Source organism: Bacteroides faecis MAJ27, from assembly GCF_900106755.1.
Taxonomy (GTDB): domain Bacteria; phylum Bacteroidota; class Bacteroidia; order Bacteroidales; family Bacteroidaceae; genus Bacteroides; species Bacteroides faecis.
Window position 1 is genome coordinate 46,918 of sequence record NZ_FNNN01000030.1, and the last position, 18,765, is coordinate 65,682.

Consider the following 18,765-nt stretch of genomic DNA (forward strand, 5'->3'; position numbering starts at 1 on the left):
GAACTATTGAATATTATCATATTGAGGCTCTGGACTGCCCAAGGTTGAATAATAAACAATAGCCCACGCCAAACGATATATAGACTATCTTAACAAGATAGGTATATAACATTGACGTGAGCGTTCTTGCCTATTATCTTCAACCTTCGAAATTGTCCAGATTCCAATATGAGATAATATCTTAAACGCTCTTCGTTAACTAATATGTCCTTTCAGCCCCAACACATTAGGTATCTGAAATTGCCACAAAGTTACGAAAAGCGTTTGTAATAGCAAGAACTATTGTTTATTAAAAGTTGAGGGTTATTTCTGCTTTATAAATTTATGGTAGTGGAAAAATTCAAGACTACCCATATAAAAACTAAATCTCTGAATTTTTCCACCCCACCGATATTTTATGATTATGGCTTTATAAACTGATTTTTTATCCGTTGAACGGTGGAAATACCAATACTTTGTAGCTTAGCTATATTTCTGATTGAATAGCCTTTTCTTAGTAAAGCAATGACTTCCTTATATTCTTCTTTTTTCTTATCATCCGTTTTGGTTGAACCTGTCTTTCTGCCAAGCTTGCCACCTTTAGCAATATAATTCGCTCTACCACTATTCAAACGATATTGGATATTGCTTCTTTCGATATTTGCCATTTCTGCAAGTACTGTCACCATGATAGAAGCTATTGGATTAACTTCCCCATTTGGTTGCAAAGTATATAAGCCCAAGTTCTGTATGTAAACCGATACTTTCGATTCATGCAATATATCCAAAGAGCGAAGAACCTGTAATGTACTTCTTCCTAGTCTTGACAATTCAGACAAAAGTAGAATATCCACAGATTCACGTTTACAGTATTCCAAACATTCTCCTAAAATCTGTCTTTCCTCTATTTTCTTTGCACCTGAAATATGCTCCTGGAATATATTCACTATTTCTATATCCTGTGAAATAGCATATTTCTTTAAATCCTCTATTTGTCTGCTCGTGTCCTGTCTGTCATTACTTGACGAAACACGAGCGTATATTACGGCTGTTTTCATTTTATTCTTTGATTAAATTGATAACATGAAAGAATGTGTTCAAACCACCTTTGCAGATTTATTTGAACACATTTCTATTTTGAACACTAACGAGGTTTATTCGCTTCCTCAATATCCCATAAACCTATAAAAATCACAAGCCATATCAACGGCACACACGCACTAATCATAGCCAATACCACAAAAAAGAGCCAAACAAGTATCTTATAATAAAACATGATTCTTTGTTTTACGCAGTTAATAAAATAGGAGAATACCCATTTCTGAATATCCCCCTGTTTAATCAATCAATAAACCACTTATATTTAGTGTCTCCATGCAAAGCGGCATTTATTCCCGTTGCTATTTCGGTAGCATTTACCGCTCTATCCAAGAATGAATCTATATAACTGCTCTTATTTGCTCCTGTCAATAGATTATACAATTTCCACATACTAATATCATTCCCCAAGCTCCCAAAGTTCTTATCATTGATATATGCTTTTGCAACTGTATTTATTTGCGAATCAGTAATAAGCATTTTAGGAATATCTTTCTGATAACCCTGTGGTAATGATTGATAAAGTCTCATTCTCCCAAGTAATTGGCAAAATTGATGTTCTGTGAGATATGAGTTACCAAGTGTTTGCATTAAGTGTATGTGTTTGGCTGTGTCGTATTTATTAAACATCTCTAATACAGTTTGATATAAATCCCTTGTATTAGTAACTTCCAAACAGCTAAGAAAACCGTCTGTTGATACACACAAGTTTGTGCAAACTTTACAAATAAAGCCAATAAATACTTTAAACCTTTCTGCTCCCTTCTTGCTATACAAATTGGTATGATTATAAGCACGAACACCACCAATAGTAAGAATTAGCTTATTTCCGTTCACTGTTTCGAAAATCGTAGGAATCTGAATAATAAAAGCACATCTTTCGTAGTAGATAGTCTTATCACTTTCAAGAAGTTGATTTGCAGGTTTGTGTATTGCTTCGGGTATTCTCCCCTTGATAATGTGACTTACACGAATATCGGGCTTATCAATGCTTTCACCACTGAAAAATGCATTTGCAGCGTCATAAACAGTATCAATAAATGCAGGGTGAGGAATTGTAAGCTCATTATCTTTAGCAAATACGGGTGTAATACAATCTTCTTTCAAATGTTGCATTGTTACCTCTAGTGTATTAGCTTCCAAGAAATGAGGATTCTCTTTTTTAACTTTTGGTTGTTCTTCGATTATTACCGCTTCTTCTGCATACTCACCAAAGTTACTTTCTCTTCTTACCTGTGGCACATTGCCAATAATTTGTAGATTTCTCATAACGAATAAAATTTTAAATGATTTATAAATTGATTACGTGGATTGAAATATATTTCGTTTTCTATCCAACTACCCTAGGGGGACGTTAGAACTACTCTTTTCACCCGTACGTAACTTTCAATTCAGTAAATCATAGGAGAAGTAAGCTGATATATATTTAAGCTCTTATTTTAACAGGTAGGGGGTATTATATATAAAGTACCTATACTTTATTGCGTGCCTATGTATTACTATGCACTATAATAGAAAGGAGAGTATTATACTGCCATATAAAGATATGCTAAGTAGTAATATCAGAAATTGAGTATTGTTTATTTTTTTACCTTGTTTATTATGAGTAACTTTGGGTATTCTTAAAAATCAAGAACTACCTGTTTGGCAATGGTTCAACTCCTTGAATTATATGTAAATCAAACAGGTCATAGTTGCATTTTCCCACACTTCCATTGGGAAAATTAACTCCCATATTTAAAATTGCGAACTGCTATATCCCTTGTATTAGACAAGAATTTAGAAGTTCCACAAAAAAAGCCGCAGTTGAGCACATTTGTAAGTGTACTCGCTTGCGGCTATTTTTGTTTTTAGTTGGGAGTAGACTAATTTATTCGTCAAAGTCTCTATAATGAGCTTATTTGACCTTAGTAAGCATCTTTTCCTATACTTCATTTATCGAGTTTTCTAATAAACTAGGTTCAATCGTCACAATCCCAAACTGCTGATTTTTGTAACTTTTCGGGATAAATACTTCTAGCTGCTATAAACGGATATTCACTTTCATTGTTTATACACATCTCTACTATTTGTGGCTTTCTTGCCTTTGTATTTATGTTTAAAAATACTTTTTTAAAATACTCCCAATGTGGTTCTTCTGGAAGTGTTGGAAATCTCATGGGTAAAAGAATAGCGTTTATATAAGCTTCAAACATTAAAGGGGGATATTCTTTACATCTTACTGCTTTTGCATTATATATATTCCACCTGTCAAATATATAAGGAGCACACATTAGAAGCCCGTCACATTCCATTGGATTACCTTTGCTACTAAATTCATATCTATTCGGTGGTACTACTTCTTTTTCTAAACAATACTTATATATACTATTATATACCCTATCTTCTAATGTACCATTGAGATTAAGTAGAAAGGAATCTTCTAAAATGATATACCCACGTGGTATAGCTCTTATTAATCCTAAATTCTCACACCTACTCAATAAACTTTTAGCTTTCTCCCTGCACATCTTTAACTCTTCTGCTATGGACTTTATATTTGCTTTCTCCTTTCTGCAAATAGGAGTATAAATCTTAGTAGTACCTATGTCACATAAACAAGCAAGACGAATTAAAAAGCCTTTTATCTCGTTCTCAATATCTGTCCTGTATATAAACTGTGGATTTAAAAAGTAGAATCTTTGTGGTTCATGGAAATAGTATAAATTCTTTTTCCGTTTATCTCCCTCATAAGGTACACCAAGAGCTTTATCAATTTCTTTTTTATCCTCTTCATTATTGGGATTCAAAGTTTTTATGGATAATATTGATTTATATTCTTTCAATTTGCCAATATAGCCCTCAACTGTACTTTCAGATAAATTTAGTTCTTCTTGCATCTTTTTCTCGCCAATAGCGGAAGCACATTCTTTATTGCATTTAGTCCGTATATAATAAAGTAATAATGCTTCCATATTGGCACTTTTACTTTGAGGAATACGTATCAGGTCTTTGTTTACCGTTATATATTTCATCAGTAGCTATGAAGTCGTGGTTATCAATCAAAACAATCTCCTGTTTTTCTTTTTCTATCTTCCTGTATCGTGAAGTACCAAAAAATATCTTAGCTTCTTTTCTATTCTTAAAAATTATTCCTGTTGGTTTGTGTAGTATCATATATAAAATACGAAAAACGGGGTGTACCCCTATGGATATTAGTATATTTTGTATTAGTATATTATCCTTGAGTATCTGACACTTTGAAAAACGAGAATCTGACACTTTATAAAAATCTTGTTTAGTTTGCAACCGTACTAGGAAGTATATCGTATTGGCAACGGGATTACTTTGGTCATTAAAATAGATACCTCTTTTTCTTACTAATTTTCTGTACTTGTGATTGCCAAAGAATATTTTGGTTTCTTTTTGTGTTGTAGAGTTTAATTTTGCAGATAGATTCCTAATCCCTGTTTTCCCTAATCAAATAATTGTTTAGAGGTAAAATATTTACACGGATATTTGCCGTTGTATAGTCTGATGTTCTTGCAAACAATTATATGTAATCCAATCTTTTATATTGTTTTTGATATGCACATTCGTAAAACTCTGTAATTCATTAATAAGGCTTGATACTTTATTCTTGGGTGGTTCTAGCAACTGAATCATCTTATTAGTATTCTTACCTATATTGACCTGCTTTGGCTTGCAACGTCTTATGAAGTCAACCATTTCATCCAAATCAAAATCCATAATTGGCTCAACTGTTACATAGGTATCTATGTCTAAATCTGCTATATCTTCCATAGCTTTTACTCTATCTTCGATTTTTGGAGAACATTGCATCACATCTTTATAAAATCTATTTGTTTCAATTGTAGTACAAACAGTTGAATATTTAAACACTGGATGTTTAATAAATTCCAATATCCTCTTTGGATTTTTAGATTGGAATAAGTATCTATTGCTAAAGAATAGTGTATTACATGCAGCATTACAATAATCCAATGTCTTGACTATCCAGCTATTCGGAATGTCATTGGCAAACAAGTCTATGCCACTCCCCACAAATATGAAATTGTTACTTCCTAAATCTGTTCTAAATTCATTATAATCCAATCTAGGTTCATTAGCAAATTCATTGTGCCTTATATCCTTTTTCATATAACAATATCTACAATTATGGAAACAGTCGCCTTTTACTGTATTCCATGTGTGCGTTACAAATTCATACATTTCTCCACCAGCTTTATTTAAGCCCATAATTATTGCTGTTTATATTCTAAGTTAAAATCTGTATGTCTTGAAAATCTGTACTTGTGGTGCATAATATATAGTATATACCTTCTTCTTTATCTGTTTTCTAGTCTTAATGTAGCCGTTCAAACTAGCCCACATACCGATGTGTACCTTGTTATCTGAAACTCCATGTAACAATGCTTTTTTTCTGATTTCTTCATAGGTGAATGTTTGCATAGTAGTGTTTTAAATAAAAAATGGTGATAAAATAGTGTATCTTTTGTGCCTGTGCTATCTTATATACTATTTGTAATATATTGATACAAAGGTACTAAGTTTTTAGGGAGTGACCTAATACTAGTACCACAAACTGAAAAAATCGACTAGAAGTATTAATAAAGTGTGATTACTGAATATCAAACCGATAAGAAGTATGTACATTAAAAGATTGTTACTTTTTGCTTCTCCTATTGATTGTTCTCTTTGTGTAGTCTGGTTTCCACTCTCTAAGGACTTCTGTTTTATTGTATTTTTCTAGTAAATCCCACACTTCTTGAAAACTATAGTCACCACATACATCATTATCAAACATATCATTATTTCCAGCAGTTATAGAAAAATCAGGCAATATATCCCTTACAGAAGAATGGAGCTTGTTTATCAACAATTTATCTTTCTTATTAAAAGTAATAGTTTCGTCACTGGCAAAAGCGTATTCTATTCTAAACTTGGGTTTGTTCACATTATAAAGAACATTATATTCAAGCCCACTGGCAAATAATACTGTGAATACCTTTTGATTCGTTTTTACGGAATAAATCTTGATAGCTTCAATTACTTTATGAAGTATGTCATATTTTTCCGATTCATCCGTAATATCTATGTCTTTAATTTCCTCAATGGCTTTTATCCTTCTTTGAATTGCCTGTTTTTTACTTTCAATAATGTCTATTTCTTTTTGATAATTGTTAGCTTCCGTACTCATTTTGTTAAAATCCTCCATTTTGCTAGTAAACACTGTAGGGTTAGTGTCTCTAATTAAAAGAAGGGTATCAAATAGCTTAGCTGCATCTTTATTGATTTTATCTCTTTGCATCTCAAAATTGTTTTTCGACTCTGACAATTTAGATAATTGCTCTTGATAGGGTTCAATCCGTTCTTGTGCCTTGCTGGATGCAATAGTACTCTTAAATAGTCTCTCAACTAAATTCCAAATTATAGGTTCAATATTGGTTGCACTAATACCTGCACTATGACAATCTGCAACATAATTAGCTCTAATGTTATCAAACCTCGTTTGGCAGGCATATATATTTCTACCACTGTTGCATATATACCTTCTACCACAATCTGTACAAAATATCAATGCTCTTAACAATGGTTTATTAACCATTTCAGACTTACTTCTATTCCTTCTTTCAGTCAATTCCTTTTCAGATTGTTCAAATACTTCTTCACTTACTATTGGTGGTGCTGAAACTAACTCAACAACTTTTTTATTTCTAATAGTCATTGTATATTTCGGCACTCCTTTATATACAGGATTATGCAATATATCTCTTACTGTTGCTAAACTCCAATTAGGATTGCCCTTCTTTGTTTTTATACCCTCACTAGTTAAAATCTTACTAATCCTATTGGTTGATACTCCGTCTATAGATAGTTGATACATTCTTCTAACAACTTTTGCTTCATCTTCATTTATTGTTAATTGTTTTGTTATCGAATTATAATTATAGCCATAGGGAGCTATAGGAGTATAACTATGACCTTCTTTTAGAATATATCTTCTTTTACTGGAAATTGTTCGTTCTTTCAAAGTCTCTATTTCTTGCTCTGCTATCATTGATATTACTCCAATGGTAAACATTGCGTTCTTATTTTCCGTGCCGTCATCATTCAAAGTATAGAGACCTTCTTTTTTAGTAAAGATACAGATTCCCTTATTAGCGAAATTCTTCACCGTTTGCTGAATGAAGATAGACCTTCGAGAAAGCCTGGATAATTCCCACACTAAAATAATATCAATATCATTTTTAGTTAATTTCTCTAGTTTCTTAAATTCTGTTCTATCATCTTTAAAACCAGAAACTTTCTCTTCAAAAATATATTTTACCTCAATATTATTACGGGCAGCATAATCCTTCAATTCATCCGTTTGCTTACCATAATCTTGTATTTCTGTAGATACTCTACTGTAAATTGCACCTCTCATAAATCTTGGCTATTTTAATATAGTACAAAGATAATAAATGGTAGTATTATGTGCAAATGTTTATTGTCATATCCGCGCCAATGAGCTACCATATTGAGGAACCACCGATGAAAAAGCATCATCCAATGTATGTTTTCGCAAGGAACTCTGCCTGCCAGTTCTGCAATCCGGTCCTTTCCATCCCAATTGGGCAAATGAAAAAGAAACTCTTCCAACGGATTATAGACAGCAATGCGGTTGGAATGCAGATATCTGTCAATATCCCGATCCCATACAGAAATTCCTTCGCTCTGGGCATCCAGTAAAATACTGTTCTGTATCCGCTTATCTACAGGACGAAAACGAAAAAAGAACGAGCAGCGATCGCGGTACTCCACCTCTCCTACCTGTGTATTATATCGGAATTCATATCGGCGATTCATAAATTCCTCTGTTTGCAGATTCAGATGCTGTTCTTTGGTCAGCAAGTCTTTCTTGCCGAATCCCTTGCATTCTTTATACACATTGCCTATCATTTCTCTGACCAGCAGCGACTGTTGCTGCCTGTAATAGCGGTGAATGGTCCGACGTACCACTTCTTCCTCCGGAATACCGGAATGAAAACAATTCTCCGCCAACCTCACCACCAGCGGCTGCAAATCATCATCCCGCTTCCAGCCATCTTCCATTTCCTCAAATGTCTTCCTCAAAGCCGCCTCATACAGCACAGCCAACGCATCTTCCGTATCATACCCCGGTACGGCACGACTTAACGGAGACTTCTCTGCAATCGTTTTTTCCCGATAACTGTTCTCGGCAGGCATTCCGAAAGGCTGGGAAAGATAGAAAGGTACCGCATCCTCCCGATAAAATAATTCGGGGTCATAGCTCAACCGGGAATACTGATCCAAGAGCGGTTCTTTCATCTGAATATCAAAAGGAAGCTGAGGTTGATAACATTTCACCGCCAGCCGGTACGCATGTGCATGAAATATCTCTGCTTCTTCCTGTGTCTGGGGCAATGTCCCGTCCGGTCGGGTAAAATAGGTCCATATCTTGACGGTCTTTCCGCTCGATCCCATAAATGCAAGTTTGGTTTGCGGAAGTTCCGCCGCTTTCTTCTTTACGATCTCCACCTCAGCCTTTCCTGCAAGGGGACCGACACTCAACTCAACAATGCCATTGTAAGCCTTCATCCGCTTCACCCCATTGACACGTCCGCATGCGACTGCCGGAATTATTTTAGGTAGTTTGCCCGAAAGATGACAAGGTTCACCGGGCAAGACATAATGCAGAGCCTCACGAAATCCGGATACCGGACGCGCTTTGGTCTCTACTTTTATTTTCTCTACAAACGATTCAAAATTAAATACACTAATTGCTTCCGCACTTTCTGTTTCTCTTATTTGTGTTATCTTCATTTCTACCTTATCCTGTTTTTTATATTTATAAACGGTTATGAGTCTCAAAGGTAGTCATTAAATATCGAGTTATAAAGGATTTTGGCGTTATTCTTTTAAATTAATTTTTGGGCTTATAATTTTACATAAGCTCCTCGATTTAATAGTAGAATACGGTTTTAGCAAGTTCTTTTCAACGCTTGTTTTATGTATCTTTATAGTAATAAAAAATCGCTTCACGTACGTGGTTCCATCGGTTCACGTACGTGGTTCCATCGGTTCATGTACGTGATCCCGTGGGTTCACATACGTGGTCCGAATGTTTCACGTACGTGGAACGGGAACATGCATCATACAAAATATATTAGTCAAGCCTTGTCTGCATAATAAGGTTACTGGTGTTTGTTCTAATGCACGCAGTATAGTTCAGAAATAAGCATTCGGTAAACTCTCTTAGTAATAAGTATCCAATTATCAATTGAATATCTAAACTCTACATAAAAAGAAAAGTGACGGCAAAATTTTGATTTATTCTGTCGTCACTTTGCCGTCACTGGTTGCCGTCACTTTTAGTTCATTGATTGATAACTGGTTAACAGTTGAAGTGACGGATGATGACAAAAATGTGGTTTTAAAACTCTAAGAGTTGAATTAACAAGCTAATTACAAATGAAGTAAACTTTAAAATACACACTGCAAATCTTTCAACTTTGGATGCTTACTGTCTTTTTCAGAAAGTATCACTTCTTCAACAGGAATACGCCAATCAATATTTAAATCCGGATCATTCCAGGCTATTGCTCCTTCACTCTGAGGTGAATAGAAGTTGTCACATTTATACTGAAAAATAACCTCTTCACTTAAAACACTAAATCCATGAGCAAATCCACGAGGAATAAAAAACTGACGATGATTATCACCAGTTAACTCCACTGATACATATTGCCCAAATGTAGGAGAACCTTTTCTTATATCAACAGCAACATCTAACACTGCCCCTTTTATAACTCGCACTAATTTACTTTGAGCAAAAGGAGGTTTCTGGAAATGTAGTCCTCTCAATACTCCATAACCGGACTTGCTTTCATTATCTTGAACAAAGGTCGTTTTACAAACCTTTTCCTCAAATTCTCTTTGAGAAAATGATTCAAAGAAATAGCCCCGATCGTCTTTAAAAATACGGGGTTCGATAATAATCACTCCTTCTATATTAGTTTCTACAACTTCCATCATCTATCCTATCTAAAAAACCATTAATATATAGTAAACATTTTATCCCAATTCACCAATTAAGAAGCAAAATATCATAAATTGCTCACTATGCTAAAATATCCATATGAATTATTAATACTATAAACATCAACTCCATAAACTCAATATAAAGCTTCATATTGTTCTGCTATTATTTTCCATCGATATTTTCTATTTGCTATTTCGTACATACTTCTTGAATTACAATAATAATCACGATTTTGAGATAATAATCGTTCTAACTCTTCCACAGAAGAAAAGTAATCAGCTTTATTTTCTGTTGTCTCTCTATTGTATATTACATCAAATGCAATAATGGGTTTTCCAAAAAACATAGCTTCAACTAAAGAAGGATTAGTTCCTCCCGCACTATGCCCATGTATATAAAACGAGCAATTAGAACGTAGAATATTAAGAATACTAATATCATATATTGGAGAAAGCATTTTTATATTAGTATAATTCTTATATTGATGCAGCAAATGTATACCATATTCATTCTTTTCCCAATTTCCAACAATAAGCAGATTTCTTTTTGAATGAGCAAATGCTTCTAACACAATGTGAACATTATTTTCGGGCTCTATACGACAAACTGTAAATGAATATTCTTCTTTCCTTAAAGAATATTTATCCAATATTTCGTTTTCTTTTTCTTTCGTTATTGAACAAAGAACATGATCTCCACCATAGGCTATTAACTCAGAAGAAACTCCATATTCCTTATTTACATAATCTTGAATACCTTTATTATCAGATATTATAACATTTCCATATTTTATAGCCATTTGCTCTGAGAACTTAAGAAAACGTCTTGTCAATTTTCCCCATTTCTCTCTGCGATGTTCTAAACCATCAATATTAATAATCAATCTTTTCTTAGAAAATAATCTATAAATCGGTAGAAAACAACATCCTGACACACCTAGTATCAAAATAGAATCACTATGCTTAGTAGCTTTTATTAAAGAATAGATATCATATAAAATACTTTGATATCCATTAGCGTCTAAAGAAATATACTGTAATACTGCACCCTTATAAACATCTGATCGTTCCGTATAAGCTTTGGAACTACAGTAAACTGTATAGGTCAACTTCTTAGAAGATACATTAGTGATTATATTTTCTACTAGCGTTTCAAATCCGCCATAATTTGCAGGTACTCCAACTGTACCTATAATTGATATTTTCATTGATTAATAAGTATACTATAATAAGTTCCTTTTCGTTTTATATTATCCTCATTTAGTTTATATGACAATTTGTGAAAACAAGTCATATCGACCAAAGCTTGATATTTTTCTTCATCATATTGTTGAAATAATCCTAATGATAATATATGAGGAATAGAATTACTAAATTTAACTACTTTATTATACTCTTCAGGATATTCCTCACATGCCATATACATGAAGTGATGAAACAAAAAATAATCTACTAGAAAATCATGTTCATGCCAATATGTATATAATAGCTCACGAGTAGCTATCAATATTTTATTATTAGAGATAGAAGTTATAAACCAACTAGATAAGGGAATACAATCCCCATCTTTCCCAGGTTTTAACTTTTGGAAAAAGAACAAGTCAGAGTCAAACAAATATTTGGGATATTTACCACTTGTACATAAAACTGTTGCATCAATCCATGTTCCACCATATTTAATCAATAATTCTAAACGTAACAAATCTGAGAAATGTGTATTCGTTATAACTCCAGCCTCCCATTTTTTTAAGATATAATCAGGAAATTGTACGTAATTGAAAAGATTATCCTGTGTTATAAGAACAATCTCCCTATCTCTCAAATATTTACATAAAGATTCATAACATCTCCGTACTAACAAAGGAGCATTTTCTACACCTTGAAACCAACAAACCCAAACTTTATTACTTTTTTGACATTTTCCTTTTTCTGGAATCGTTAGCTTTTTTGTTATAACGTACTTATACTTCCTCTTTAATTTCTCATGTATTCGATTATTAACAGCAAGGCGGAAAATCTCTAATGCAGTTTTACTTTTGCCTAATAATATGAATTCTAAAAAAGCATAACCTAAAACATGAGCTTTCCAATATTGAATAAGTAATTTGAAACCACCTGCTTGTTTATAATATTGCCATATTCCCATAACTTTTTATTTCTTATATGCATAATACAAATGGTGTGGTTCTCTCTCCTTCTCAGGAGGAAGTTGCATATAATCACCATAAAATCCTGTCAATATCTGATGATATTGTTTAGGAATCCAAAACTGATTCTCTTCAAAATCATGCAAAATCATATTATCAATATCAGCTCTTCTAAACACTTCACGTTCCCACACAACACAACCAACAAACTCACTTTTATCATATTCATAAGAATAAGCCATACTTAATAATCTCTTCTCAAAAAATGCTTTCCCCATTATTTTAGCAAAAGTAAAAGCAAAAGGTTTTATTATTTTTCTCTTCCAAGATTTAGTTCCACTGAAACTCAAATATTTTCTTGTGGAAAGATAAGCCAAAGAAGAGATACCTTTAGCCTTAGCCATTTTTTTTTCAGCCTTCTCCAAATCATTACCTAAACCATCAAGAGGATAAATATCAATAAATATACCCATACCACATTGTTTTTCATTTTGAGTATTCAACCAATAATCAGAATTACTTATGCGAGTAATGATATAAGGATATCGAAAAGTGGTTTGAGAGTTTAAGACACATAACGGAAATAATTCATCTCTATGGCTTTCAAAATATTTTAACAACTTTTCGTAATCTGGCCGTGGCATCATAATATCAACATCATCATCCCATGGAATATACCCCTTATGTCTAATTGCACCTAAAAGTGTACCATAAGTTAAAACATAGCGCAAATTCAATTTATTACAAATCTCATCTACTTTTTTAAGGATACCCAAAGAAACTTTTTGAATTTCCGATATTGTTAATGGATTCATTTTAACACTATTTATTTAGATTTTCATTAATACAATGTACAGAGAATTCTCTTAGTGTATTCAACTTATCCCATACAAGATCATAGTCTATATCATCTAAAAGAAACTTAGAGAAATTATCATAACCACTTTCTAAAAAACTTATTTTTTTTAATCCTATTTGTTCCAAATAATCTATAACCTTTATGGAAGGATGTATAACAACAAATTTTTTTTTCAGTAAAGTTGAAAATACAGTTCCATGATAAGTACTCGTCACAACATATTGAGCATGTTTCATTACTGAAAGAAACTGACGTGGAGTTACTATTATTTGATCGTCACACCATTTATAATCAAAGCCTACAACAATTAATTTCAAATCATTTTCTTTTGCAAATTTCTTTATAAACTCCTTAAAAGGCGTATCATCAAGATAACTATAATAAATCATATATTTTTCAATTTGCATAGGATATCCCTGCATAAATTCTTCCCATCTATCATATAAAAGAATTGTCGGATCTGAAACTTTTCTAGTCTCTTTTTTAATGATCCTCTTTACAAATTCCTCTGTAAAGGCATCTCTCATATAAAAAGCTGAAATATTGTTTTTTATGCCATTAACAAATTCAGGATATTTTTTATAGCTTGTACCTGTAGCATACCCTAAACTAGGAGCATATGCTATTATTTGTTTTGCTGCACAATCAATACCATAAAACTGTTTTATATGTTCAATAGACTCATTATCAATATTCCAAACCTCATCACTACCAACAATCATAAGATCTATTTGCTCTATTTTATTACCACGTTTTATATTAAGAAGTTTCCAATCCTTCCTATATACAAAATAACGATGCAGTTTCAAAACAGTTCTCTTTATGTTTTTCGCCAGGTATTTTCTAGCAATTCGACTTTTCAATGATACTGAAAAATCTAAGATATAAACTTCGTGCCCTTCATTAATTAAAAATTCCTGTAGAGCAAATGCTTGTAAGAAACTACCATAATTATAGGCATCATAAATTGTAACTATTCCTATTTTCATTTAATTTTCAAATTATTTTAATCCATTTTACATAACGATGCATTTTCTTGTAAAAATCTTCAATTGAAATCTTTTTCTGCTTAAATAGCACCCATTGCTTCTCTGCATAATTTTGAATAGCATATTCTTGCCTTCCTCTAATAGAAAACTTCGTTATTTCTTTCAAAGAGAATTGCATATTAGAAATAGAATAGGGAATCCTAAATCCTTTACTAGCATAAAATTTATATTTAAAAATATTTTGTTTCTTCTTTCTAAGTACTAACCCTACATTACTTTGTGCTTGAATTGCAGAATCGATAGTAACCACTTTTACATTTTCAATTTGAGTAAAATAATTATTAGTAAATTCGGCTATATTCTCATTTCTAACAATGCAAATAGAAGTTCCTAATTCATCATACCGATGCTCTTGTAACCAAGCATCCATGAAAACAATATCTGCATATTCTGCAAATATGTCGTTACATAAATTACAAGCTTTGTAATGAAAAAGTTTATTAAGATAAGCAAAACCAAATTCTTCTTGTCGAAAATGACTTCTTATAACTTCATTATTAGTAAATTGCAACTTAATAGAATAATTACTATTAGTCACATTTTTCTCTTTTTCCCTAAATGTTATTCTTTTTACCTCGTCAAGACTATGACCATAGAAATTACTAATATATTCAACCAGCCCCTTTCCTGGCATTCCTCCGCAAACCAAACCTGCTAGAACTAAAATTCGTTCTTCCAATTTTTTATATCTCTTTTGTAAAATTCTAATAGCTTTAGCTTGACAAGGAAGAACAACAATAGCATAACGAGCATCATTTTTTAAAATATATTCTATCATTTCAGACATTTCAACAGGATAATAAGCCGATTTTGAATTCTGAATCAATCTACTAGGCTCAGATACAAAACTATATTTATAAAATTGAGTTGAATCTGAATTTTCCTTTAAACAAACAACAGTATCTACAATATCTCCCTTTAAAAGTCCATATAAAAATGAAGTTAAAAGCCCTCCCGAAGCACTCGTTTTCCTATATCTATCATCGTACCCTTTATAACAATTTAAATAGTTACCTGTTATCGTATTATATTGAGCCTGTTTGGGTATTAGAATATTTTCATAAATAGGACAGACTTTCTCACAAATACCACACTCAAGACACTGCTCTTTAGCAATTACCATTTCATATCTTCCCAATACATCTTCTTGCAATTTTACACATTTCTGCGGACAAGCAAATTTACAAGCTCCACAACCTATGCAAAAATCTTTTTTTCTCATCTATGATTTATTTTATAAAAAAAGACTTGAATTTTCTTTTAATCCGGAAGGCATATTCATTAATAAATTCTTCTATCAATTCATTAACTTTCCCTCTATATGGATTAATTTCCCTAATATCGCAAACTTCAACAGTTCCTGCAAAAGGAATAAAACTATCAGGAGCCACATAATAGCAATCATGATTATTTATAGTCCCAGTATAAGCTCGTTTTTGGAGATGAATGTAACAAAATTCCTCATAGTGTAAAGTTCCACAAGATTCAAACACTCTATAACATTCTCCATTCTTCATAAAGAAAGCTTGTGACATATAATTTTTGAAACTCGGTCCTACAAGTTTCATTCTTTTTACAAAGTAATTAATGTCCGCACAATCTCTTTTTTCATATAGAGGAAGCTTATTATACTCAAAAATCTTATCAATCCCATAGACTTCATCAAAAACACAACTCTTGGATGTTGAGATCACATATTTATAATTTCCGACTAGACTACCTTCTAATTTAAAATAGAGATTACATTTATCCGAATTTCTATATAAAGAAAAATGTCCTAATGGATATATTTTATCATATTTGTCTAGAAGTTCATCTGTAACAAATTTGCGAATATTTCCAAAAATAACATCCATATCACAATGCCCCCAAAAATCATATCCAATTAGTTCTTTCTGAAAAATATATCCAAACATAGGCCGAAAATCACAGGATTTATATGGTTTATCCAATACTATTTTCTCTTTCATCCCTATTTGTATTCTTTCACGCAATTCTTGCAATGTCATATTCTTTAAAATAACATTAGGAGGACAATTTTGTATTGTTTGATCTGTTATTAGTAAAAAATCAATTGTATAATTGCGTTGACATGAATCAAGCCACAAATTACTGTAAATAGGAAATTTTCCCATATATACACAGATAACACAAATTCGATACATATTATTTATATTTTTGAGAAAGAGCAATACCTAAAGAAAAAACTAGGATGGAAGCACACCCAATATAGTGGACAAATATAGGCCCTCCTATAGAAGAATAAATTAACAAAAAGAAAAGTATAAAACCAGCTATTTTGAGTTGTTTTAAAGAAAATTCAATATTTACTATTTTAAAAAATAAGACCAAAATAAAAGCGTACAAAATAAAACTAATCCAACCAAATTGAGCAATAATCATAGGCCAAAAATTATCGTTAAGAAACTGAGGCTGTTCCGCACTCATTCCATAATAAGAGGAAAAACCATATTCAGTATATAATGGAGAATAATTTACTTTAGCCATGTTTGATCCGTAAGTAGAAAAGCCCGCTCCAAATGGGAAAAAATTATTAGCAGTTATTAATCCATACAACAAAAACAGCCCCCTAGCAGTAATATTATCTACGAAATAGAATTTTATTTGCCAATATGCACCTCCAAAACCAATCATCGCTAAAATAGCTAGAGATTTTAATGATATTCCTTTATAATATTTCAAAAGCCATATAAGAACAGTATAAGTTAAAACCATACCAATAGCTTTACCTCTTAATGTTAAAATCAAACAAAATAGTGTCAGTAATTTCAAGAAAATATATTTTTTCCCAGTCATTCCTGATTGTAAATGTACAATTGACAATGCTATGATAAGGATAGATGCATAATCACCACTATTTGAATTAATAAAACGAAAATTTCGAATCCCAAATCTATATTCTTCTGACATTCCTATATCTCCAAAAAGATTTAGAATTCCAAATATCCCCCCTAGCAATATATACATACAAACCAAAAAAAAGATAATCTCCAGAACTTTATTCAAACTACACCTATACAATAACGACAAACCTAAAAAACAAATTACAAACATTTTCATTAACGCAAAACAATCATATAAATTAACCATTAAGTCTGATTGAATTTTATACCTTATAGTGGATAAACAACCGATAATTAGTATAACTAATAGTAATTTAAATATTCGTTTCACATAGGTATTATGCATAAAAACATATTTACGAACATAAGGAGAAGAAAGAGTCATCAATCCTATCACAGCAAATAATTCATCAGTATAACTAAAAACATAACATATCCTGTCAGATAGAATAGACTGAAAAAACAGTAAAATAAACATAATCACGAACGCTAGTTCATGTACATTATATCTAAAATAAGCTCTTATATCCATAAGAATAGTCCCGACATTTCATTTTTTGTAAATATTACGCAATGGCAATAATAATTGTCGTTCATAAGCATTTAATCCCCAATACCAAAATAAAAAAATATATAAAACAGAAAATATCATTATTGAAATCCCTAAATATAATGGTTTATCAAGAGTTATTTGAGATAAAATAATATATGAGCATATCCCTAATAATAATGGAATAAGAGACATTTTGGCTATTTCACGCCAAAAACGAGGAATATCAATGCCTATTTTTCTCTTATAATAGATATTCATAATAATTATTTGTCCAATTATCAATGCAACAGATACTCCAAGCGCACACCCTATTCCTGCATAATATTTTGCTAGAGGTATGGAAATAGACAAACTAAACATAGAAATCAAAACATATAATAAAGATCTAAATTTCATTTGATTTCGCGCTTGTAGTATAGTAATACCTAAATTCTGAGTTAAAGGAATTGTTAGTGGAATTAAAAAACATAAAGTAATCCAATAAGATTCTCCATAATTATCACCTGCCCATAATTTAATAAATGAATGTCCAAACAGAATGAATCCTGTCAAAATAAAACTCATTATAATATATTGAATTCGCCCTACTCGAATAAATAAGTCTGATATTATTTTATTATCTGAATTATTGGCAATCAAAGCTGTTACCTTAGGTAAAAAGACACTGGTTATAGCACTGGAAAATCCCATATATATACCTTGAAATTGGATAGCAACTGCATAAATTGCTACAACAGCAGCACCATAATAAATCCCTAAAATAAATTGTCCAGTACTCCAATATATTCTATCTACAATAGCACTCAAGAAAATCCAAAAAGAATATATCGAAATTTCCTTGAAAAAATCCCATCTAAAACGCCGAAAATAAATTTTTATTTTTATCTTATGACAGCAATACCAATAGTTTATCAGCAAAGTTACAATATTAAAAAGTGTCGTAACAACTACCATACCAATGGCTTTATATCCCATATTCAACATAACAACCATCACCAAAGGGTTTAATATAATACGAGCAATATTAATTAATTTCTGAAAAATAAAATCCTCATAAGCAGTGATAATGGAACGTAAGCATTCAGCAAACCCCGTATTTCCCCCTCTGAAAGTTCTTCCTAGTTTTGCGTGAATTTAAAACGTGAAACAATGAAGAACTTAACTTTAG

15 protein-coding genes and 1 pseudogene are annotated in these 18,765 nt (G+C 31.8%); all 16 read right to left on the reverse strand.

Going from position 1 to position 18,765, the window contains the following annotated elements; genetic code table 11:
- Nucleotides 1-401: 401 nt before the first annotated feature.
- The gene (locus BLW31_RS20350; RefSeq protein WP_072067139.1) at nucleotides 402-1,037 is read right to left on the reverse strand and encodes a recombinase family protein; all 636 of its coding nucleotides are present in this window, start codon (nucleotides 1,035-1,037) and stop codon (nucleotides 402-404) included.
- Between the two features lie 283 nt (nucleotides 1,038-1,320).
- Entirely contained in the window at nucleotides 1,321-2,346 is a 1,026-nt protein-coding gene (locus BLW31_RS20360; protein WP_010538575.1) for a DUF3871 family protein, read from the reverse strand.
- Nucleotides 2,347-3,038: 692 nt separating this feature from the next.
- Nucleotides 3,039-4,031, reverse strand: coding sequence for a hypothetical protein (locus BLW31_RS20365; protein WP_010538576.1), 993 nt, complete (start codon nucleotides 4,029-4,031; stop codon nucleotides 3,039-3,041).
- Nucleotides 4,032-4,563: 532 nt separating this feature from the next.
- Nucleotides 4,564-5,316 carry a hypothetical protein gene (locus BLW31_RS20375; RefSeq protein WP_009038835.1) on the reverse strand — a complete coding sequence of 251 codons (753 nt, stop codon included), beginning with the start codon at nucleotides 5,314-5,316 and terminating at the stop codon, nucleotides 4,564-4,566.
- 24 nt (nucleotides 5,317-5,340) lie between these two features.
- The gene (locus tag BLW31_RS24940) at nucleotides 5,341-5,529 is read right to left on the reverse strand and encodes a hypothetical protein (RefSeq protein ID WP_010538578.1); all 189 of its coding nucleotides are present in this window, start codon (nucleotides 5,527-5,529) and stop codon (nucleotides 5,341-5,343) included.
- A 214-nt stretch (nucleotides 5,530-5,743) separates the two neighbouring features.
- Nucleotides 5,744-7,507 carry a recombinase family protein gene (locus tag BLW31_RS20385; RefSeq protein WP_004321960.1) on the reverse strand — a complete coding sequence of 588 codons (1,764 nt, stop codon included), beginning with the start codon at nucleotides 7,505-7,507 and terminating at the stop codon, nucleotides 5,744-5,746.
- Between the two features lie 29 nt (nucleotides 7,508-7,536).
- A pseudogene (locus BLW31_RS20390) lies at nucleotides 7,537-8,907 on the reverse strand (BT4734/BF3469 family protein); the annotation flags it as partial.
- Nucleotides 8,908-9,567: 660 nt separating this feature from the next.
- Nucleotides 9,568-10,116 carry a dTDP-4-dehydrorhamnose 3,5-epimerase gene (gene rfbC, locus BLW31_RS20395; RefSeq protein WP_010538580.1) on the reverse strand — a complete coding sequence of 183 codons (549 nt, stop codon included), beginning with the start codon at nucleotides 10,114-10,116 and terminating at the stop codon, nucleotides 9,568-9,570.
- 143 nt (nucleotides 10,117-10,259) lie between these two features.
- The gene (locus tag BLW31_RS20400; protein WP_010538581.1) at nucleotides 10,260-11,333 is read right to left on the reverse strand and encodes a DUF1972 domain-containing protein; all 1,074 of its coding nucleotides are present in this window, start codon (nucleotides 11,331-11,333) and stop codon (nucleotides 10,260-10,262) included.
- Nucleotides 11,330-12,271, reverse strand: a complete 942-nt coding sequence (locus tag BLW31_RS20405; protein ID WP_010538582.1) for a capsular polysaccharide synthesis protein — start codon at nucleotides 12,269-12,271, stop codon at nucleotides 11,330-11,332. The genes BLW31_RS20400 and BLW31_RS20405 overlap by 4 nt, the downstream gene beginning before the upstream one ends.
- 6 nt (nucleotides 12,272-12,277) lie before the next feature.
- On the reverse strand, nucleotides 12,278-13,087 hold the full coding sequence (locus BLW31_RS20410) for a LicD family protein (RefSeq protein WP_010538583.1): 810 nt from the start codon (nucleotides 13,085-13,087) through the stop codon (nucleotides 12,278-12,280).
- Nucleotides 13,088-13,094: 7 nt separating this feature from the next.
- Complete coding sequence (locus BLW31_RS20415; RefSeq protein ID WP_010538584.1) at nucleotides 13,095-14,120, reverse strand: polysaccharide pyruvyl transferase family protein; 1,026 nt, start codon at nucleotides 14,118-14,120, stop codon at nucleotides 13,095-13,097.
- Nucleotides 14,121-14,127: 7 nt separating this feature from the next.
- Complete coding sequence (locus BLW31_RS20420) at nucleotides 14,128-15,402, reverse strand: Coenzyme F420 hydrogenase/dehydrogenase, beta subunit C-terminal domain (RefSeq protein WP_010538585.1); 1,275 nt, start codon at nucleotides 15,400-15,402, stop codon at nucleotides 14,128-14,130.
- Nucleotides 15,403-15,409: 7 nt separating this feature from the next.
- Complete coding sequence (locus tag BLW31_RS20425) at nucleotides 15,410-16,345, reverse strand: DUF6625 family protein (protein ID WP_074759660.1); 936 nt, start codon at nucleotides 16,343-16,345, stop codon at nucleotides 15,410-15,412.
- A gap of 1 nt (nucleotide 16,346) precedes the next feature.
- Nucleotides 16,347-17,111 (reverse strand): hypothetical protein, encoded by a 765-nt coding sequence (locus BLW31_RS24200; RefSeq protein WP_143040766.1) that lies wholly within the window; start codon nucleotides 17,109-17,111, stop codon nucleotides 16,347-16,349.
- Nucleotides 17,112-17,594: 483 nt separating this feature from the next.
- Nucleotides 17,595-18,731, reverse strand: coding sequence for an oligosaccharide flippase family protein (locus tag BLW31_RS20435; RefSeq protein ID WP_083378000.1), 1,137 nt, complete (start codon nucleotides 18,729-18,731; stop codon nucleotides 17,595-17,597).
- Between the last annotated feature and the right edge of the window lie 34 nt (nucleotides 18,732-18,765).